Annotated in this window: 17 protein-coding genes; 8 read left to right on the top strand and 9 right to left on the bottom strand. The window is 69.8% G+C overall.

The genetic code is table 11. The features are described from left to right. Nucleotides 1-85: 85 nt before the first annotated feature. A complete protein-coding gene (locus tag ACFOW8_RS26940) occupies nucleotides 86-1,045 on the bottom strand; it encodes an alpha/beta hydrolase (protein WP_378554691.1) in 960 nt (319 codons plus the stop codon). Between the two features lie 153 nt (nucleotides 1,046-1,198). Here ACFOW8_RS26940 and ACFOW8_RS26935 point away from each other — a divergent pair, with 153 nt between their 5' ends. Then, nucleotides 1,199-1,546 (top strand): hypothetical protein, encoded by a 348-nt coding sequence (locus ACFOW8_RS26935; protein WP_378554342.1) that lies wholly within the window; start codon nucleotides 1,199-1,201, stop codon nucleotides 1,544-1,546. After that, entirely contained in the window at nucleotides 1,539-2,174 is a 636-nt protein-coding gene (locus tag ACFOW8_RS26930; protein WP_378554341.1) for a Dabb family protein, read from the top strand. Before ACFOW8_RS26935 ends, ACFOW8_RS26930 begins: the two co-directional genes overlap by 8 nt. 97 nt (nucleotides 2,175-2,271) lie before the next feature. Here ACFOW8_RS26930 and ACFOW8_RS26925 read toward each other — a convergent pair whose 3' ends face one another. The 4 genes from ACFOW8_RS26925 to ACFOW8_RS26910 all read right to left on the bottom strand — a co-directional run bounded on the left by ACFOW8_RS26925 (nucleotide 2,272) and on the right by ACFOW8_RS26910 (nucleotide 6,621). Next, nucleotides 2,272-3,123, bottom strand: coding sequence for an IclR family transcriptional regulator (locus ACFOW8_RS26925; RefSeq protein ID WP_378554340.1), 852 nt, complete (start codon nucleotides 3,121-3,123; stop codon nucleotides 2,272-2,274). 177 nt (nucleotides 3,124-3,300) lie between these two features. Then, complete coding sequence (gene bphC, locus ACFOW8_RS26920) at nucleotides 3,301-4,206, bottom strand: biphenyl-2,3-diol 1,2-dioxygenase (RefSeq protein ID WP_378554339.1); 906 nt, start codon at nucleotides 4,204-4,206, stop codon at nucleotides 3,301-3,303. 26 nt (nucleotides 4,207-4,232) lie between these two features. Beyond that, the gene (locus ACFOW8_RS26915) at nucleotides 4,233-5,411 is read right to left on the bottom strand and encodes an acyl-CoA dehydrogenase family protein (RefSeq protein WP_378554338.1); all 1,179 of its coding nucleotides are present in this window, start codon (nucleotides 5,409-5,411) and stop codon (nucleotides 4,233-4,235) included. A 34-nt stretch (nucleotides 5,412-5,445) separates the two neighbouring features. Beyond that, the gene (locus ACFOW8_RS26910) at nucleotides 5,446-6,621 is read right to left on the bottom strand and encodes a Rieske 2Fe-2S domain-containing protein (protein WP_378554337.1); all 1,176 of its coding nucleotides are present in this window, start codon (nucleotides 6,619-6,621) and stop codon (nucleotides 5,446-5,448) included. A 198-nt stretch (nucleotides 6,622-6,819) separates the two neighbouring features. Between ACFOW8_RS26910 and ACFOW8_RS26905 the strand changes: the two genes are divergently transcribed. The 3 genes from ACFOW8_RS26905 (at nucleotide 6,820) to map (ending at nucleotide 9,135) form a co-directional block, all read left to right on the top strand. Next, on the top strand, nucleotides 6,820-7,380 hold the full coding sequence (locus ACFOW8_RS26905) for a hypothetical protein (protein WP_378554335.1): 561 nt from the start codon (nucleotides 6,820-6,822) through the stop codon (nucleotides 7,378-7,380). A gap of 120 nt (nucleotides 7,381-7,500) precedes the next feature. Beyond that, the gene (locus ACFOW8_RS26900) at nucleotides 7,501-8,310 is read left to right on the top strand and encodes a mycofactocin-coupled SDR family oxidoreductase (RefSeq protein ID WP_378554334.1); all 810 of its coding nucleotides are present in this window, start codon (nucleotides 7,501-7,503) and stop codon (nucleotides 8,308-8,310) included. A gap of 57 nt (nucleotides 8,311-8,367) precedes the next feature. Then, the gene (gene map, locus ACFOW8_RS26895; protein ID WP_378554333.1) at nucleotides 8,368-9,135 is read left to right on the top strand and encodes a type I methionyl aminopeptidase; all 768 of its coding nucleotides are present in this window, start codon (nucleotides 8,368-8,370) and stop codon (nucleotides 9,133-9,135) included. Nucleotides 9,136-9,189: 54 nt separating this feature from the next. On the opposite strand, the gene ACFOW8_RS26890 is transcribed toward map, so the two are convergent. Further along, nucleotides 9,190-9,456: a helix-turn-helix domain-containing protein gene (locus ACFOW8_RS26890; protein ID WP_378554332.1), complete on the bottom strand. Its 267-nt coding sequence runs from the start codon at nucleotides 9,454-9,456 to the stop codon at nucleotides 9,190-9,192. Nucleotides 9,457-9,504: 48 nt separating this feature from the next. After that, nucleotides 9,505-11,427, bottom strand: a complete 1,923-nt coding sequence (locus tag ACFOW8_RS26885; protein ID WP_378554331.1) for an acyl-CoA dehydrogenase family protein — start codon at nucleotides 11,425-11,427, stop codon at nucleotides 9,505-9,507. A 108-nt stretch (nucleotides 11,428-11,535) separates the two neighbouring features. On the opposite strand from ACFOW8_RS26885, the gene ACFOW8_RS26880 reads away from it, so the two are divergent. After that, complete coding sequence (locus tag ACFOW8_RS26880) at nucleotides 11,536-12,162, top strand: TetR/AcrR family transcriptional regulator (RefSeq protein WP_378554330.1); 627 nt, start codon at nucleotides 11,536-11,538, stop codon at nucleotides 12,160-12,162. Between the two features lie 31 nt (nucleotides 12,163-12,193). Here ACFOW8_RS26880 and ACFOW8_RS26875 read toward each other — a convergent pair whose 3' ends face one another. Beyond that, entirely contained in the window at nucleotides 12,194-12,916 is a 723-nt protein-coding gene (locus ACFOW8_RS26875) for a glyoxalase (RefSeq protein WP_378554329.1), read from the bottom strand. A 450-nt stretch (nucleotides 12,917-13,366) separates the two neighbouring features. On the opposite strand from ACFOW8_RS26875, the gene ACFOW8_RS26870 reads away from it, so the two are divergent. Next, entirely contained in the window at nucleotides 13,367-13,750 is a 384-nt protein-coding gene (locus ACFOW8_RS26870; protein ID WP_378554328.1) for a PPOX class F420-dependent oxidoreductase, read from the top strand. Nucleotides 13,751-13,830: 80 nt separating this feature from the next. Further along, complete coding sequence (locus ACFOW8_RS26865) at nucleotides 13,831-15,120, top strand: acetyl-CoA C-acyltransferase (protein ID WP_378554326.1); 1,290 nt, start codon at nucleotides 13,831-13,833, stop codon at nucleotides 15,118-15,120. 154 nt (nucleotides 15,121-15,274) lie between these two features. Here the strand turns inward: ACFOW8_RS26865 and ACFOW8_RS26860 are convergent, their stop codons facing one another. Beyond that, nucleotides 15,275-16,654 (bottom strand): metallopeptidase TldD-related protein, encoded by a 1,380-nt coding sequence (locus ACFOW8_RS26860; RefSeq protein WP_378554689.1) that lies wholly within the window; start codon nucleotides 16,652-16,654, stop codon nucleotides 15,275-15,277. Between the last annotated feature and the right edge of the window lie 3 nt (nucleotides 16,655-16,657).

The following is a 16,657-nucleotide window of genomic DNA, read 5'->3' as shown; positions in this document are numbered from 1 at the left end:
AAACGCGACCGTCCGCGTGATTGATGAACGCTCAGCGTGGGCGAGGACGGATGTCGACGTCGTGCGGCGACACACGCGGCCGGACTCATGCCGCGGGGCTGAGCGCCTCGCGGATCATCGCCCAGATCTCCGTGCGCGCCGCGGTGGTTGCCGACAGCGACGGAATGGTGAGGAAGCCGTGGAACAGGCCGTCGTAGCGGCGGTGCCGAACCACGACACCGTCGCCTGCCAGGCGCCGCGCGTAGGCGTCCCCGGCCGAGCACGGTGGGTCGAGCTCGGCGGTGATCACCACCGCGGGCGGTAGCCCGGCCAGCGACTCCGCCCTGGTCGGGACCAGGCGCACATCGTCGGTGCCGTGCGGGGCGTACTGCTGCCAGTACCAGCGCATGGCGTCGGTGGTGTTGTAGTGGCCGGTGCCGAAACAGCGGTAGGACTCGGTCTGGAAATCGTCGTCGATCACCGGATAGAGCAGGATCTGCGCCGCGATCTCCGGGCCGCCGCCGTCCCGGACGGCGAGGGCGGCCGTGGCCGCGAGGTTGCCGCCCGCGCTGTCGCCCGCCAGCGCGATCCGCGCCGGATCACCGTCGAAGGTTCCGGCGTTCGCGGCCGCCCAGTGCAGGGCGGCGAGCACATCGTCGTGCGCGGCCGGGGCCGGATTCTCCGGTGCCAGCCGGTAGTCCACCGAGACCACCACCGCACCGACTCCCGCGGCCATCGACCGGCAGAACTCGTCGTGGCTGTCCAGATCGCAGAAGACGAACCCCCCGCCGTGCGCGAACACGATCACCGGTAGCACCGCGTCGTCCCGATGCGGCCGGTACACCCGCACCGGCAGTGGGCCGCCTGGCCCGTCGATGGTCAGATCGCGGACCTCGCGCATATCCGGCTGCCTGCGTAGCGGCGCGCGCCGACCCAGGATCGCGGCGCGCACCTCGACCGCGCTCATGGTCGTGACATCGGGGAATCCGGCGTCGAGGGTGGCCAGCATGGTCGCCACCTCGGGGTCGGGAACCGCGCCGGGCCCGCTCGTCGGGTACACGCGCATCGTCACTGGCACTCCTGGAAATTCGGTGGCGCGCGGGGCGCGCGGACAGCTCGTGCGGACACGGTAGGTCCGTGCCTCGCCTCGTGAACCACGTTCTCCCACTGGGTGGAACCGTGCGCGTGGCCGCGGATCCGCTGTGCCTACCGTCGGTGGATGGACGACACGAAGGTCTTTGTGATCGATACGGTGGTGACGAAACCCGGGCGGGCCAGGGAGTTCGTGGACGCCTACCTGGGTGGGTACGCCCCTGGTGCGCGGGAGCGGGGGATGACGCTCGAGCGGATCGTGGTGAGTCCGCCGGTCTGGCTCGCCGACGAATCCAACACCGTGACCGCAACGTGGGTGCTCGACGGAGCGGCGGGGTGGTGGGCGATGACCTGGCGTGGCCGGTCCGATCCGGCGGTGCGGCAGTGGTGGGCCGACGCGGCGGAGCTGATCGCCGAGCGGTCCAGGTCGACCGGTGCGAATGTCGACGACCTGGCGAGGCTCGGCCATGTATGAAGTGACCCGCCTGATCCACTTCGCGGCCGACGCCGGGCGGGCCGCGCGGGCCCGGCTGACGGCGGCCCTCGACGCGGCCGTCGACGGCAAGGCTGGGCGGAGACTGATCCAGCCCACTCTGCCCGGAGTTCGCAACGGCGGTGATGTGCTGGCGCACTGGCGATTTGACGCGGCTGCGAACTGGGCGGGCTGCGCCGCGAAGGTCGAGGACGTACTCGGTTCCCCGCTCGTTGCCCACGTCGACGGCGTCGAATACAGGGGCGGGACAGGCGGATCCGCCGCACCGGGCGCCGCAGGCACGGTGTACCGGACGCTGCTGCTGCGGGTTCTTCCGGACACTCCCGCCACGACCGTCCGCCGCTTCGAGGCCGACCTGTTGCGGATGCCCGGCTATATCCCCGCCATCCGCACCTGGCGGCTGAGCACCGTGGACCGCGCGATCGGGTCGGTGCCGTGGACGCATGTGTGGGAGCAGGAATTCGCCGACCTCGACGGTCTCACCGGCTCGTACCTGATGCATCCGATCCACTGGGCACACGTGGACCGGTGGTTCGACCCGGAATGCCCGGAGATGATCGTGCGGGACCGGGTCTGTCACAGCTTCTGCGTCAACGCCCCGCACCGCTGACGCCCGCCGGTCGCCGCAGCGGGGGCGACCGGCCCGCGCCACTCCATCGCGCCTGTGCGCGGTGGTGTCGTGCGCGAGGGCGCCAGGCTACGTCGGCTCACGCGGAGTGCGAGACCCGCTGCTCGGGATGCGGACGCGCCATCGGGCCGAGGCCGAGCGGGCGGGCGTGCTGCAGGGTCGGATGCACCCGCACCCGGCCGTCGTCGACGTGGCGCCAGATATTGAGCGCCGTCGTGCGCACGGCGCCGGCCAGCCGGTGATCGAACACCATCCGGTCCACCGGGCCGCACACCGACACCGCCGCCACCGCGGCCTGGCCGGGATCGCCGATCGGCGCGGCCAGACAGCCGAACCCGGACAGCGATTCCTCCCGCTCGACCGCGACTCCGTGCGCGCGCACCTTCTCCAGTGCGGCGTCGAGCTGGGCCCTGGTGGTGACCGAGTACCTGGTCCTTGTACCCGCCTGGCCCGCGGTCATGGCTTCGGCGAGCCGCCGGTCGTCGGCATAGGCCAGGATCGCCTTGCCCACCGCGGTGTAGGCGGCGGGCCTGCGCCCACCGACCCGGGTCGGCACGGACAGGTCGCCACCGATCCGGTCCAGGTACACCACGTCGGAACCGTCGAGGACGGCCAGGTGCACGACGAACCCGGTGACCCGGTGCAGCTCGTGCAGGAACGGCATGGCGGCGCGGTGCAGCCGGTCCTGGTGCACCGCGAGCGAGCCGAGTTCCATGAGCCGGATGCCCAGTTCGTAGTCGCGCCCCTCGCGGCGTAGCCAGCGTAGTTGCACGAGCCGTTCCAGCATCCGGTGCGCCGAGGACCGGGGTAGCCCGGTGCGCCGCACGATCTGGGCGAGCGTGAGCCTGCCCGGCCCGTCGAAGGCGTCGAGCAGCAGGGACGCGCGATCCAGGATCGCGCTGGGGGTGGTGGCCTCGGCCTGGATGACCATGAGATCTCCATTCGGATCTACGTGCTGATGCCCAGTCGCATATTTCGATTAGGCATATGACTATTCATACCATCCCGTTGTGTCCGCTGTCACATGAATCCCCCAACGTGCACGAAAACGGCCGACGGCCCGAGCGGTGAGGCTCGGGCCGTCGGCCGGTGACGTGGGTGTGCGTGGCTACATCGCCGCGAGCGGCTCGCTGCCGGACCAGTCGTGGCCCCAGTAGCTGTCCGCGGTGATTTCCTCTGCGCTGTAATAAGTTTCGTCGACCCGCATGCCCTCGGTGCCGAATTCGATATCCCAGCCGCCGGGCGCGCGGACGTAGAACGAGACCATCTTGTCGTTGGTGTGGCGGCCCAGCGTCGAGGAGACGGAGAAACCGTCCTTGACGACCCGGTCGAGCGCCTGTCCGACCGCGTCGAGGGTGTCGACCTCCACCATGATGTGCACCAGGCCGGGCGCGCCGCCGTGCGGCGCCGGGCACAGCGCCAGGCTGTGGTGGCGCTCGTTGACGCCCATGAAGCGCACCCGCATCGGCCCGAACTCCGGCGGAGCCGGGATACGGAACGCGCCGCGCGGCAGGAACCCGAGCACCTCGGTGTAGAAGTCGAAGGCGCCGTTCGGGTCCATGGTCGGCAGCACCACATGCCCCAGGCCCTGCGCACCGGTGACGAACTTCGCGCCGAACGGTGTGACGACCGGGCTGTGGTCGAGCACGGCGCCGTGGAACACCTCGAGCGTGGCGCCGGTCGGATCCTGGAAGGTGATGACCTCCTCGACCCGGCGCGCGTCGGCCTCCTCGAGCGAAAGCGGCTCGACCGCGATGCCCGCTGCGGTCACCGCCTCCTGCACCCGCATCAGGGCGGCGTGGTCGCGCACTTCCCAGCCGATGGTGACCACCGCGTCGGTATCGCCCGGCACCACGGTGATCCGCGCCGCGCGCTCGTCCATCCGCAGGTACAGCGCGTTCTCGTCGGGGCCGCTGCCCTCGGCGAAGCCGAGGACGTCGAAGGCGAAGGTGCGCCAGCGGTCCATGTCGGCGGTCTGGATCTTGACGTAGCCGAGGCCTTTGATGTCTGTCATTTCGGTATGTCCTTCGTGGTGGTCGGTCAGATCATCGAGCGCAGGTGGTCCGCAGGCTCGATACCGAGGGAGCTCAGGGCCGAGGCGTGATACACGGTGCTCGGCACGTGGATGGCGTGGGCGAGGCCGACATGGGCGTCGCGCCAGAAGCGCTGCAGCGGCTTGTCCCTGCGCATCGCGTTGCCGCCGGAGCGGGCGAAGATCTGGTCGACGGCGGTCACCGCCCGCCAGGCCGCGCGGACCTGGGTGCGCCGGACCGCGGCCCGCTCGGCGAAGCCGATCTCCTTGCCCGCGTCGACGAGATCGAAGATCCGGTCGACATTGCTGAGCAGCTCCTGGCGGGCGGCGTTGATGTCGGCGGCGGCCTCGCCGATGGCGAACAGCACATACGGGTCGTCCTTGACCGCGGTGCCCTGGGCGCCGACCCGGTCGCGCTGGTAGTCCAGGTGTGCGGCCAGCGCGCCCTCGGCGATGCCGACCACCGCCGAGCTGATGCCGAGCGGGAACATTGTCGACCACGGCATCTTGTACAGCGTCTCGCGCGCGCCGTACTCCCGCTGCGCGGTGCCGTCGATGACGTGGTCGCCGTTCATCACCCGGTAGTCGGGCACGAACGCGTCGGTGACGATGATGTCCTTGGAGCCGGTGCCCTCGAGCCCCACCACATTCCAGGAGTCTTCGACGATGGTGTAGTCCGCGCGCGGCAGGATCATGTGCAGCATGGTCGGCGGCTGCGCCATCTTGCCCTCGGCGTCGCCGAGCATGGCGCCGAGGAAGATCCAGTCGCAGTGGTCGGTGCCGGAGCTGAACTGCCAGCGCCCGTTGAAGATGTAGCCGCCCTCGACCGGTCGGGCGATACCGGTGGGCGCGTAGGGCGAGGCGATCCAGGTGTCGTGATCGTCGGACCACACCTCGTCCTGCACCTTCGGATCCGCGAAGGCCAGCTGCCACGGATGCACGCCGACGATGCCGGTGATCCAGCCGCTGGCCCCGTCCAGCGCCGCGGTCGCCATCACCGTCTCGGCGAATTCGCGCGGGTGCGCCTCGAATCCGCCGTACTTCTTGGGCTGCAGCAGGCGGATCGGGCCCGCCTCCTTCAGCAGCCGCGCGGTGCCGTCGGGGAGCTGCCCGAGCCGCTCCGCCTCGGGAGCCTGATCGCGCAGCTGATCGGCGATCGCGGCGATGTTGTCGAGAACCTTGGTCATCGCTGGTGGTGCTTTCTGTTGGTGGGGTGGCGGATCAGGACATGGTGTTGATGACGGCGCCGCGGGCGATGTTGTCGGCCACCTCGGCCTCCCAGCTGGTCACCGCGCGCTCGGTATCGATCTCGAACTCGAACCGCTTGGTCATGTCCTCGGTGATGTCGTCGACATCGACGTAGAACTGCTTGTACCAGCGGCGCAGCTGGTACACCGGGCCGTCTTCCTCCGACAGCAGGGGATTGTCGATCGGCGCCTTGTTCTTCCAGATCGCCACATCCTGCTCGAAGCCGTATTCCACGCCCTGGGCGAACTGGGCGGCCATCGCGTTCGCGTCCTCGTCGGACATGCCCTGCGGCTTCTTGACCATCGCGCCGTACTGCAGCACGAACGAGTTCTCGCTGACGGGGTAGTGGCAGTTGATCAAGACCGTCTCGATGGTCATGCCGTTGGCCTCGCTCCAGAGCCAGTCGATCATGTACGACGGGCCGAAGTACGACGCGTCCGAACGCAGGGTCGAGTTCGGATCGTCATAGCTGGTGCCGACCTCGATGTCGTGGCGCGGGGTGGAGCGCATGTACTGGGTGGCGACCTGACCTTCGAAGACGTTCTTGAAGTAGCGCGGGAAGGCGTAGTGCACGTAGAAGAAGTGCGCCATGTCCACGACGTTGTCGACGATCTCGCGGCAGTGCGAACCCTCGATGAGCATCGAGTTCCAGGTCCAGTCGGTCCACTCCGGGGTGCCGTAGCCCTCGATCTCGGGGATGGTCACCGCGTCGGTGGGCTTGGAGCCCTGCGGGTCGTGCCAGATGTAGAGCTGGCCGTTACGCTCCAGCGTCGGCCACGACCTGGTCTTGGCCAGCGGGGGCACGCGGCGCGCGTAGGGGATCGCGGTGCACTTGCCGTTGCCGCCCCAGCGCCAGTCGTGGAACGGGCAGGCGATCGAGTCGCCCTTGACGGTGCCGTGCGCGAGGTTGCCGCCCATGTGGCGGCAGAAACCGTCGAGCACGTGCAGCGCGCCGTCGGTTTCGGACTGGAACACCACCAGGGTGGTGCCGAAGGCCTTCACCTCGTGCGGTGTGCCGTCGCGGAACGACGAGAGCAGGCCGAGGCAGTGCCAGCCGCGCGCGAACCGAGTCGGCGCCGCGGCGGCCTCGATCTGCCGGTAGTCGGCGGTGGCGTCCAGCGAGCGGCCGTTCGGCGGGTTCTCCGGCATCGAAACCTCCATGTATCGGACGGAGTGGGGATGAGCTGCGCCGATGGTCGCGCCGCCGACGGGCGCACGGGCGGTCGGGTTCCCGGTCAGCGGACATGTTTTCGCCGTGAACGGCGGGTGTCCCGATGAGCGGGAGCGGAACCGGTCACACGACACGGGCCGCCCTAGCGTGACGGCACCTGCCCGAGAGGAGTGACGATGCCCAACGTCGCCGTGGTCCTGGAGACCGAAGCCATCCGGCTGTTCGCCGAGTCGGCGCGTTCCACGCATCCGGCCTACCGCCTCGCCGAACGGCCCGTGGTGCCGCCGACGTTTCTGCCCGCCGATGCCGCGGGCAGCGCGCGGACCGAGACCGATCACCGGTTCTTCGGACCGCCCCCGCGTGCGGGCGACCAGCTCACCGCTGTGCGCGCGGAGCCATCGGCGGCCGCGGAGTCGCTGACTCGGTATTTCGATCGCACCGGCGGACTGGTCGCGGAGTCGTGGGCGGGGGCAGCCGAGGTGGGCGGGCCCGCCTCACCGCAGGCAGCCGCACTGCTGGCGACCTATGCCACCGACTGGCTCGGCGCCGAGCACATCCGCCGCTTCCGCACGAGGGTCGTGCGGGACCTGCCGCCCGGCGATGTCATGAGCTGTTCCGGGCATATCACCCAGTCCTACCTGCAGGACGGGGAATCGCGCGTCGACGTGAGTCTGTGCGGGGTCGACGCAGCGGGTGCGGTCGTGGTGCGGGCCTGGGCGAGCTTCGCCCGCGCCTGATCCGCGCCGATCTGTACGACTGACCATTTCGATGCGGCGAATCCGCCGTTTCACCTGCGCGCGGGGCCTCGGAATGGTGTGGTGTTCATAATGCACATCGATTTTCGGAGGTAGGACGACATGACGCGACGCTTCGAAGGCAAAGTCGCCTTCATCACCGGCGCGGCCCGTGGGCAGGGCCGGGCCGAGGCGGTGCGCTTCGCGCAGGAGGGCGCGAACGTCATCGCGATCGACGCGTGCGCGGAATTCGCCAGCACCGCCTACGCGGGCGCGACCGAGGCGGACCTGGCCGAGGCCGTGCGCCTGGTCGAGGAGACCGGTGCCAAGATCGCGGCGAGCAAGGTCGACGTGCGTGATTACGACGCGCTCGCCGCCGCGCTCGCGGCGGGCATCGAGCAGTTCGGCAGGCTCGATGTGGTGGTCGCCAACGCGGGAATCTGTTCGGCCGCCCTGTCGTGGGAGATCACCGCGCAGCAATGGCAGGAGACGATCGATGTCAACCTGACCGGGGTTTTCCATACTGCCAAAGCTGCGGTGCCGCACCTGATCGCGCAGGGTGAGGGTGGGGCCATGGTGTTCACCAGTTCGGTCGGCGGCCTCAAGGGTATCCCGTTCACCGGGCACTACGTGGCGACCAAGCACGCCATCACCGGTCTGGCCAAGACGATGGCCAACGAGCTCGGCGCGCACCGCATCCGGGTCAACACGGTGCATCCGGCCGGTGTCGCCTCGGGGATGCAGCCCGCCGATATCGGGCCGCTGCTCGAAGAGTACGCGAGCACGCTGGCGCCGATCTTCATGAACACCCTGCCCGACTACATCATCGAGCCGGCGGAGATCGCCGCGACGGTGGCATGGCTGTGCTCCGACGAGGCCGCCAAGCTCACCGGCGCCCAGATTCCCATCGACATGGGTAACCTGAACCGCTGATTGGTATTTTTATACCGACGTCGCTAGATTGGTATGAAAATACCAATCGGAGGCGTGATGGTGGAACTGAAGACACCGGCGGAGCTCGAGCGGATGCGGGTGACCGGCCGGTTCGTCGCCGATGTGCTGGCGGGCGTGCACGCGCGCGCCGTCGTCGGCGTGAATCTGCTCGAACTGGAAACGTATGTGCGGGAACGGATCAGGGAGCGCGGCGCGGTGTCGTGTTACTGGGACTACGCGCCTTCGTTCGGGCGCGGTCCGTTCCGTAACACGATCTGCCTCGCGGTCAACGACGCGGTGCTGCACGGCCTCCCGCACGACTACGTACTGCGCGACGGTGACGTGCTCACCGCCGACCTGGCCGTCACCATCGACGGCTGGGCCGCCGATTCCGCGGTGACCAGTATCGTCGGCAGCCCCGATCCCGCCGACCAGCGGCTGGTGCGTGCCACCGAGGAGGCGCTGGCGGCGGCCGTCGCGGTGGCAGTGCCCGGCAACCACATCGGCGACCTGTCCGCCGCGATCTCGGAGGTCGCGCGCGCATATGGCTACCCGGTGAACACCGAATTCGGCGGCCACGGCATCGGCCGGACCATGCACGAGGACCCGCACGTCGCCAACGCGGGCCGGGCCGGGCGCGGCATGCGGCTGCGCCCCGGTCTGACCCTGGCCGTCGAGCCCTGGTTCGCCGCAGGCACCGACAAGGTGATCACCGATCCCGACGGCTGGACCATCCGCTCCGCCGACGGCTCCCGCTGCGCCCACAGCGAGCACACCGTCGCCGTCACCGCCGACGGGCCACGCGTGCTCACGCTGCGCGAGTGACCGGGCCGGGGACCGGACTCCCTCCGGCGCATCCGGCCCGACCTCGGCAGCGGGCTACGCGGATTCGGCGACCTGATCCTCGGCGCGATACACCGCCGCGAGGTCGGCGAGCGGAATCGCCAAGGCCTCGGCGAGGCCGACCACCGTCCCGAACGCAGGCGACGGCAGCCGCCCCGACTCGATCTTGCGCAGGGTCTCCGGTGAAATCCCCGCCGCCCGCGCGACCGCTCCGAGATCACGGTCACCACGGGCCGAGCGCAGTCGCCGTCCGAGACGGCGCCCTGCTTCGACCTGGGCCGGGCTGAGCGGGAGACGCACCATGCGACCGAGCCTAAATCCGGTATTTGAATACCGCAAGCGGCTACCGGACTAGGGAGTCATCCGGTACGTCCCCGCCAGTGACCTGGCCTCGGTGAGGACGCGGTCGAAGCGGGTGCGGTCGACGGCGGGGCGGCGCACCAGGTCGAGGGCGCGACGCTGCTGGGCCGGGGTCGCGGTCGGCTTGCTGTGCAGGGCCACCGCGTTGGCCGAGAAGCCGCGCACGAACACGTCGAAGATCTGGTCGAGGACGGCGGGGTCGGTGCCGTCGACGCGGGCCTGTTCGAGGATGAGCTGCGCGTAGGGCACCGCGGTGAACAGCTCGCCGACGGCGAACAGGAAATCGACATCGCGCTGCTGCTCGGTGGTCGGCGCGGCCGCGGCCAGCAGCCCCTGGAACGCGCGGACCTGCTCGAGGAACACGGCCACATTCGGGATGTGCCGGAACTCCTCGAAGACCGGGCGCCAGTCCGCGAACCGGATCCGGCCCAGACCGCTGCTCGGGCCCTGGCGGAACAGGAACTCGTCGTCGGCCGCGTCGTGCCGGGTGGGCACCGGCGCGTAGGTGGCCGCGGCGAATCCGGCGCGCAACGGCGGCACCACGGCACCGAGCCGCGGCGCGAGCTTGCGGCTGGACCAGCTCAGCGCACCGGTCACCGCCCGCGCCGTTGCGGCGGGTGCCACCGCCGCACCCGGAATCGCCTGCAGCGCGGCAAGTCCCGCGTCGGCGGGATGGAACATGTAGTTGGCCATGAACTTCAGCGACAGCGCCATGTTCACATGGACCGTGCCCTCCAGCCGCGGCAGTCCGAACATCGCGGTCATCGCCACCGGGAAGTACATGTCGCTCTCGAAACCGCGTGCGGCGATCACATCGGCGAGGTCCTCGATCACGCGCTGCCCCTGGCGGGTCACCGTCATCTTCTCGATGGCGTTGAACAACAGGTAGCGGCGGTCCTCGGGGGAGGCGCAGCGCAGGTAGTCGATCGCGCGCTCGCTGTAGAGCTTCATCGCCACGATCCGCGCGTAGGAGTCGGTGATCAGCGCCTGTACCTGGGGGAACTCGGTGACCCGGTGCCCGAACAGGATGCGGTGCTCGGCGTGGTCGATCGCCTCGTAGAAGCTGTGCTCGCAGGCGCCGATGGCGCCGAATCCGAGGTTGAACTTGCCGACGTTGACGGTGTTCATCGCGGCATGGAACGCGTCCTCCCCGCGGTGCAGGATATCGGCCTCGGCGACCGGATAGTTGTCGAGTTCGAAGGCCGCCACATAGATCTGGCTGTTGACCACATTGCGCCGCAACCGGTACGCCTCGTGCTGGCTGTCGGCGACGAAGAACAGATACCCCTCGTAATCGGTCTGCGTCGGCTTGGTCCGCATGGCCTGCGCGCTGTCGATGATCGGCTTGTCCGAGCGGCGCCCGAACACCGACACCATCGAGGCCAGGTTGCCGTTGCCGATGTAGTGCTTGGCGCCGGTCGCCGAGAAGCCGCCGCCTGGCTGCGGGTCGACGATCATGTCGGTGGAGTACACGTCGGCGCCGTGCGCCTGCTCCGAGAGGCCGAAGGCGAAGATCTCGCCGGAATCGAGCTGGGCGGCCGCCTTCTGCTTGGCTGCGGTGTTGGAGCTCTGCCAGATGGGGCCGAGGCCGAGGATGGTGACCTGCCAGACATACCAGTAGGTCATGCCGTAGAAGCCGAAGATCTGGCTGAGCATCGCGTTGCGGGCGGTGTCCCAGCGCTTGTCCGGATCGCCGCCGCTCTCGGCGGCCGGGGTGAGGAAGATCGCGAACAGCCGCTCGCGCTTGACGAAGTCGAGGAAGTCCGTCGGCCAGACCTGGTCCTTGTCGTCCTGGAGCAGCCGTGCCTTGCCGCGTGCTTCGAACCAGTCGACCACCGCGCGCAGCAACCTGCGGGTCTCGGGGTCGAACTGGGCGAAATCGCAGTTCTTCGGATCGAACAGGACCTGGGTCATCATCGGCTCCTCGTACGGGCGTCCGACGACGCCGGACGTGTTCCTTCATGAATGTAGCATTTATCTACATGGACGTAGGAATAGGTGGTCGGTTGCTATCGTGGGCGAATGGGTAGTGAATCGGCCGTGCGGCGGCGGGAGCGGGCGGCGCATCTCGGCCCGGAGCGCAGGCGTCCCCAGGTGCTCGATGCCGCGCTGGCCATCGCCGCGCGCGACGGGATCGCCGCGGTGACCATGGGGGCGATCGCCGAGCACATGTCGGTCACCCGGCCGGTCGTCTACGCCTGCTTCCCCGACCGGGTCCAGCTGATCGACGCGCTCATCGAACGCGAGGAGGCCTTCCTGGTCTCCGGGGTCCTCGACGTGCTGCCGGCGCGCGCTACCGACGCCGACGAGGCGGTGTTCGTGCAGGGGTTCCGCGCGCTGCTGCACAAGGTGGCGAGCAGACCCGCCGCGTGGCGGCTGCTCTACGGCAACCCCGACCCCGCGGTCGCCGGGTCCTTCGGGCGGGGCCGGGATCTGGCGGTCACCCGGTGTACCGCGCTGCTGCGCCCGACCCTGCAGGCATGGGGCGTCGAGGACGCCGAGCGCAAACTGCCCGCGCTCGTCGAACTGTGGGTGTCGGCGGGCGAGGGGGCGGTGCGCACCCTGCTCGCCGACAGCTCGGACTGGAAGCCCGACGAGCTGGGCGCCTTCGTCGGCGCCGCGGTCTACCGGGCGATGCGCGCGGCCTGAGCCGCGGCGCACGGCCGGGCGATCACGCCGATCAGTCCGCGGTCTCGGTCAGCCACCGGGTGAGGGTGCCCGCGGCCGCGATGTCGGCGGCGAGTGCGGCGCGGTCGGCGGCAGACAGCGTGAGTGCGGCGAGCTCGGATCGCCAGTGGGCCAGCCGGTCCTGATCTTCGGTGGCCACCGCGAGTTCGGCGAGGGCGGCGTAGGCGCGGGCCAGCTCGGTCGCGGGTGCGGCGGTGCCGAAACGGCGCAGCCCGGTCTCGAGCACGCGCGTGGCGGCCTTGTCGTCGTTCTTGAAGTCCCGCAGGACGCGGGCATTGTCGAGGACGCGAGCCAGGCCGGTCAGCCGGGTGGAGCCGCCGTAGTCGAGTTCCTTCGGTTCATCGCGCTGGATCACCAGGACCGTGTTGCCCACCGGGTCGACCAGGGAGAAGCGTGACTGGCCCGGCGTGAACCGGGTGATCCGTGGCAGGCCCTTGGCCGGGATCTTGCCGTAGTGCGCGCGCAGCGCGGCGGTGAATTCGGCGTGGCGCGCGGCGACGTCGTCGACCATCAGCAGAGCCCCGACGTGCTCGGCAGGCAAGGCGACACCCGGCGGCGCCGACGCGAAATGCAGTGCGCAGCCGTCCTTCTCGACGGCACCATAGACATAGGGTTTGGTCTGCTCGTAGGTGACGGTGTAGCCGAGCGCCTGGTAGAACGCGAGGGTTCCGGCCAGGTCGCCGCTCCAGAGCATCGGTACTGCGGTATCGGTCATCGTGGACCCTTCCCGGGGGAGATCGGACGGATCCGAGGTTAGGAAGAAATCCGCGCGCCCGCCCGTGGCAATTCCGCGGGCCCCGGCACGGCAGGCGACGTCAGCCGAATGCCGGGGTCAGCTCGACGGCCGGTGGGCGCAGGCGGCGTCGCTGGCCGGCGAAGGTCAGCGTCGCCGCGACGAGAGTTGTTGTCAGACAGCGAAACCAGGGGCGGGCGCGGCAGTGCATGAGCGCAGCCTACCGGGGCACCGGAGCGCCTGCCTCCGGCAATCCGCCGTGCACCACCGGTGCGGGCGGCGGGTAACCCCACCGCTGCCCAGCCGACCGACCTCGATGCGGCGGCAGCGGCTCCCGCGCACAGCCGAGGCGGGCAGGATCGCGGTGGGTGCCGCACAGGCAGGCCGCCTCGGTCTGCTGTCGCGGGTCTCCGATGCGATTAGGCTGCGGGTATGACGAACCGCCTCGGGGCTCTCCAGACCGCGAATTTCGTGCTGCTCACCACCTTCCGCAAAGATGGCTCGCCCGTCGGTACGCCGGTCTGGGCTGTCGCCCGTGACGGCAAGCTGTTCGTGTGGACGGTGACCGACAGCTGGAAGGTCAAGCGGATCCGGCGCAACCCGGAGGTGACGGTGCAGCCGTGCGACGCGCGCGGCAATCCGAAAGGGGACGCGGTCGTCGGTGGCACCGCCCGGCTGCTCGACGGTGCCGAGACCGAGCGAGTGCGTTCCCTGCTGCGCCGCAAGTACTGGCTGACCGGTCCGCTGGTGATCCTCGGCAGCAACCTGCGTCGCGGGAAGGACGGGACCATCGGCATCGAGATCACCCCGTCCTGACCGGGTGAGTGCCGCGAACAGGTATCCAGTACCTCGGGTATCGGATACTGTGAGGTGAGCGGAACTCCGAAGGGACTCACATGGCCGAGAAACGCACCCGCGCCGTCGTCGTCGCGGGCGCACGCACCCCGTTCGTGCGCGCCTTCACCGATTTCACCCGGCTCGACAGCATCGCCCTCGCCGGTGCGGCGGTGCGCGGGCTGCTCGACCGGACCGGCATCGCGCCGGGCGAGATCCAGTCCATCGTGTGGGGCGGGGTGATCCTGCCCAGTCACGCACCCAATATCGCCAGGGAGGTTGCCCTCGACCTGAACCTGGACTACGGGTGTGAGGGATACACGGTGACCAGGGCGTGCGCGTCGGGTCTGCAGGCGGTCACCTCGGCGGCCGCGGCGATCGAACGCGGCGAGTACGACATCATGATCGCCGGCGGCAGTGACTCCACCAGCAATGCCGAGATCAAGCTGCCGCAGAAGGTCGTGCACGCGGTGGCCCCGGTGGCACTGGGCAAGCCGTCGGCCAAGGACTATCTCGACGTGGTGCGTCAGCTCGCGCCGTTCACCGACATCCTGCCGCGCCAGCCGAAGATCTCCGAGCGCACCACCGGTGAGGTGATGGGTGAGTCCGCGGAGAAGATGGCCAGGATCAACGGCATCTCCCGCGCCGATCAGGACGAGTTCGCCGCCCGCTCGCACCACCGCGCCGCGGCCGCGATCGCCTCGGGCCGCTTCGACGACGAGGTCGTGCCGCTCACCACCCCGATCGGGCAGCGGATCGAGACCGACGGGTTGGTGCGCGCGAATACCGGCGCCGACAAGCTGGCCGCCCTGCGTCCGGTGTTCGCCCAGGACGGCACCGTCACCGCGGGCAACGCCAGCCCGCTCACCGACGGCGCGTCGGCGGTGCTGCTGATGAGCGAGGAGAAGGCGCGAGCACTCGGCTTCACTCCGCTGGCCGCGTTCCGGTCGTGGAGCTTCGTCAGCGTCGACCCGGCCGACCAGGTGCTCATCGGTCCCGCGATCTCGATGCCACGCGCGCTCGACAAGGCCGGGATGTCATTGGCCGATATCGACCTGGTCGACATCCACGAGGCCTTCGCCGCCCAGACCCTGTCGGTGCTGCGCATGCTCGACAGCGCCGAGTGGGCCAAGACCCGGCTCGACCGCGACGAGGCGGTCGGCGCGGTCGACATCGACAAGCTCAATGTCCACGGCGGTTCGATCTCGCTGGGCCACCCGTTCGGCGCCACCGGTGCCCGCATGGTGACCACCATGGCCAACGAACTGGCCAGGACCGGCAAGGAAACCGCCCTGCTCGGCATCTGCGCCGCGGGCGGCATCGGCGCCTCGGCGGTACTCGAGCGGGTGTGACTTCGAGGGCGATCGGCTGAGGCGGCGGTCGGCACCGCGCTGAGCCCACACCGATCGCTCGAAGTGTCTTGTTTCCGACCGATTCTCGGGCGAGTGTACGTTCGACGCGGTCCCAGCCACCCCAGGGAAGCTCTAAGCCCACCGTCGACAGGCATTACGTCGCCTTGCTCACCGACGACATGTGGAAGTCGGGGATGCGCAGCGGTGGCATGGCCGTGCGGGTGAACCAGTCCTTCCATTCGCGGGGCAGGGTGATCTCGGTGGCGCCTGCCTCGGTGACCCGGCGCAGCAGGTCGAGGGGGCTCTCGTTGAAGCGGAAGTTGTTGACCGCGCCGGTGACCCGGCCGTCCTGCACCAGGTACACGCCGTCGCGGGTGAGCCCGGTGAGCAGCAGGGTGGCGGGGTCGACCTCGCGGATGTACCACAGGCAGGTGAGCAGCAGGCCGCGTTCGGTGCGGGCGATCATCTCGTCCAGCGACGCGCCGGAGCCGCCGGTGAGCAGCAGGTTCTCCCCGGGGAGGGTGGCCGGAGCGCCGAATTCGGACGCCGTTGCCCGCGGATACACCAGCGACTCGATCACGCCGTCACCGATCCAGTTCACCCGCCGCGCCGCGAGCCCGTTGTCGAAGACCGACAGCGATTCCGACGACGACGGCACCGCGACGAACGGCCGGTACTCCAGCCCGCTCGCCGCCGGATCGGAGTACAGGGTGAGCGGAATGTCGGTGAGCCGTTCGCCGATCCGGGTGCCACCGGCCCTGGCGAACGCGGTGTGGCCCTCGTGCGCGCCGCGGCCCTCCATCGACCACGCCAGATAGATCATCAGATCGGCCACCGCCGAGGGCGGCAGCAGCGTCTCGTACCGGCCCGCCGGCAGCTCGACCCTGGTCGCCGACCAGTCGAGACGCCGGGACAGCTCGGCGAGCAGGCCCGGCGTGTCGACATCGGTGAAGTCGGCGGTCCCCGCGCCCACCCAGGCGCTGGCCAGCTCGGCACCGGCGCCGCGCTTTCCGTTGATCTCCACCGAGCCGGTCGGCTGGCTGAACCGGCGCCGGATGCCGGTGGAGGTTCCCAGCCAGGTGGTGTGCACCTGGTGGTGGGCGAAGCCGTAGAGCCGGTCGGCGCCGTCGAAGCCGGTCGACAGGTCGCGCGCGAGCCCGGTGAACACCTCGATGCCGGTGGCGCCGGGTGCCTCGTCCCAGGTGGCGGAGTCGTCGGTGTCCGGCGGGAGCAGCGGCATCGCGTCACGGGCCGGGGCGGCGGTGCGCGCGGCCTTCTCGCTCGCCCGCACGACCTCCTCGATCCCGGCCGGATCGACGCTGGTGGCGCTGATGCTGCCGACCCTGGCGGCAGTCGGCCCGTCCCGGAACACCGAGATCACCGCCCACTCCCGCGACACCGAGGACCCGTTGGTGGTCATCGAGTTGCCCGCCCAGCGCAGCGACGCCTCATGCGCGTCGGTGACGATCACGATCGCCTCGTCGGCCTTGGACGCCGCCAGCGCCCGCTCGATCACCGCGCCCGCGGGGAACATGCC

Source organism: Nocardia rhizosphaerae (genome assembly GCF_042650365.1).
Classification (GTDB): Bacteria; Actinomycetota; Actinomycetes; order Mycobacteriales; family Mycobacteriaceae; genus Nocardia; species Nocardia rhizosphaerae.
The sequence above is the reverse complement of the archived record's forward strand: the minus strand, read 5'-3'. Positions and strand labels throughout refer to the sequence as shown.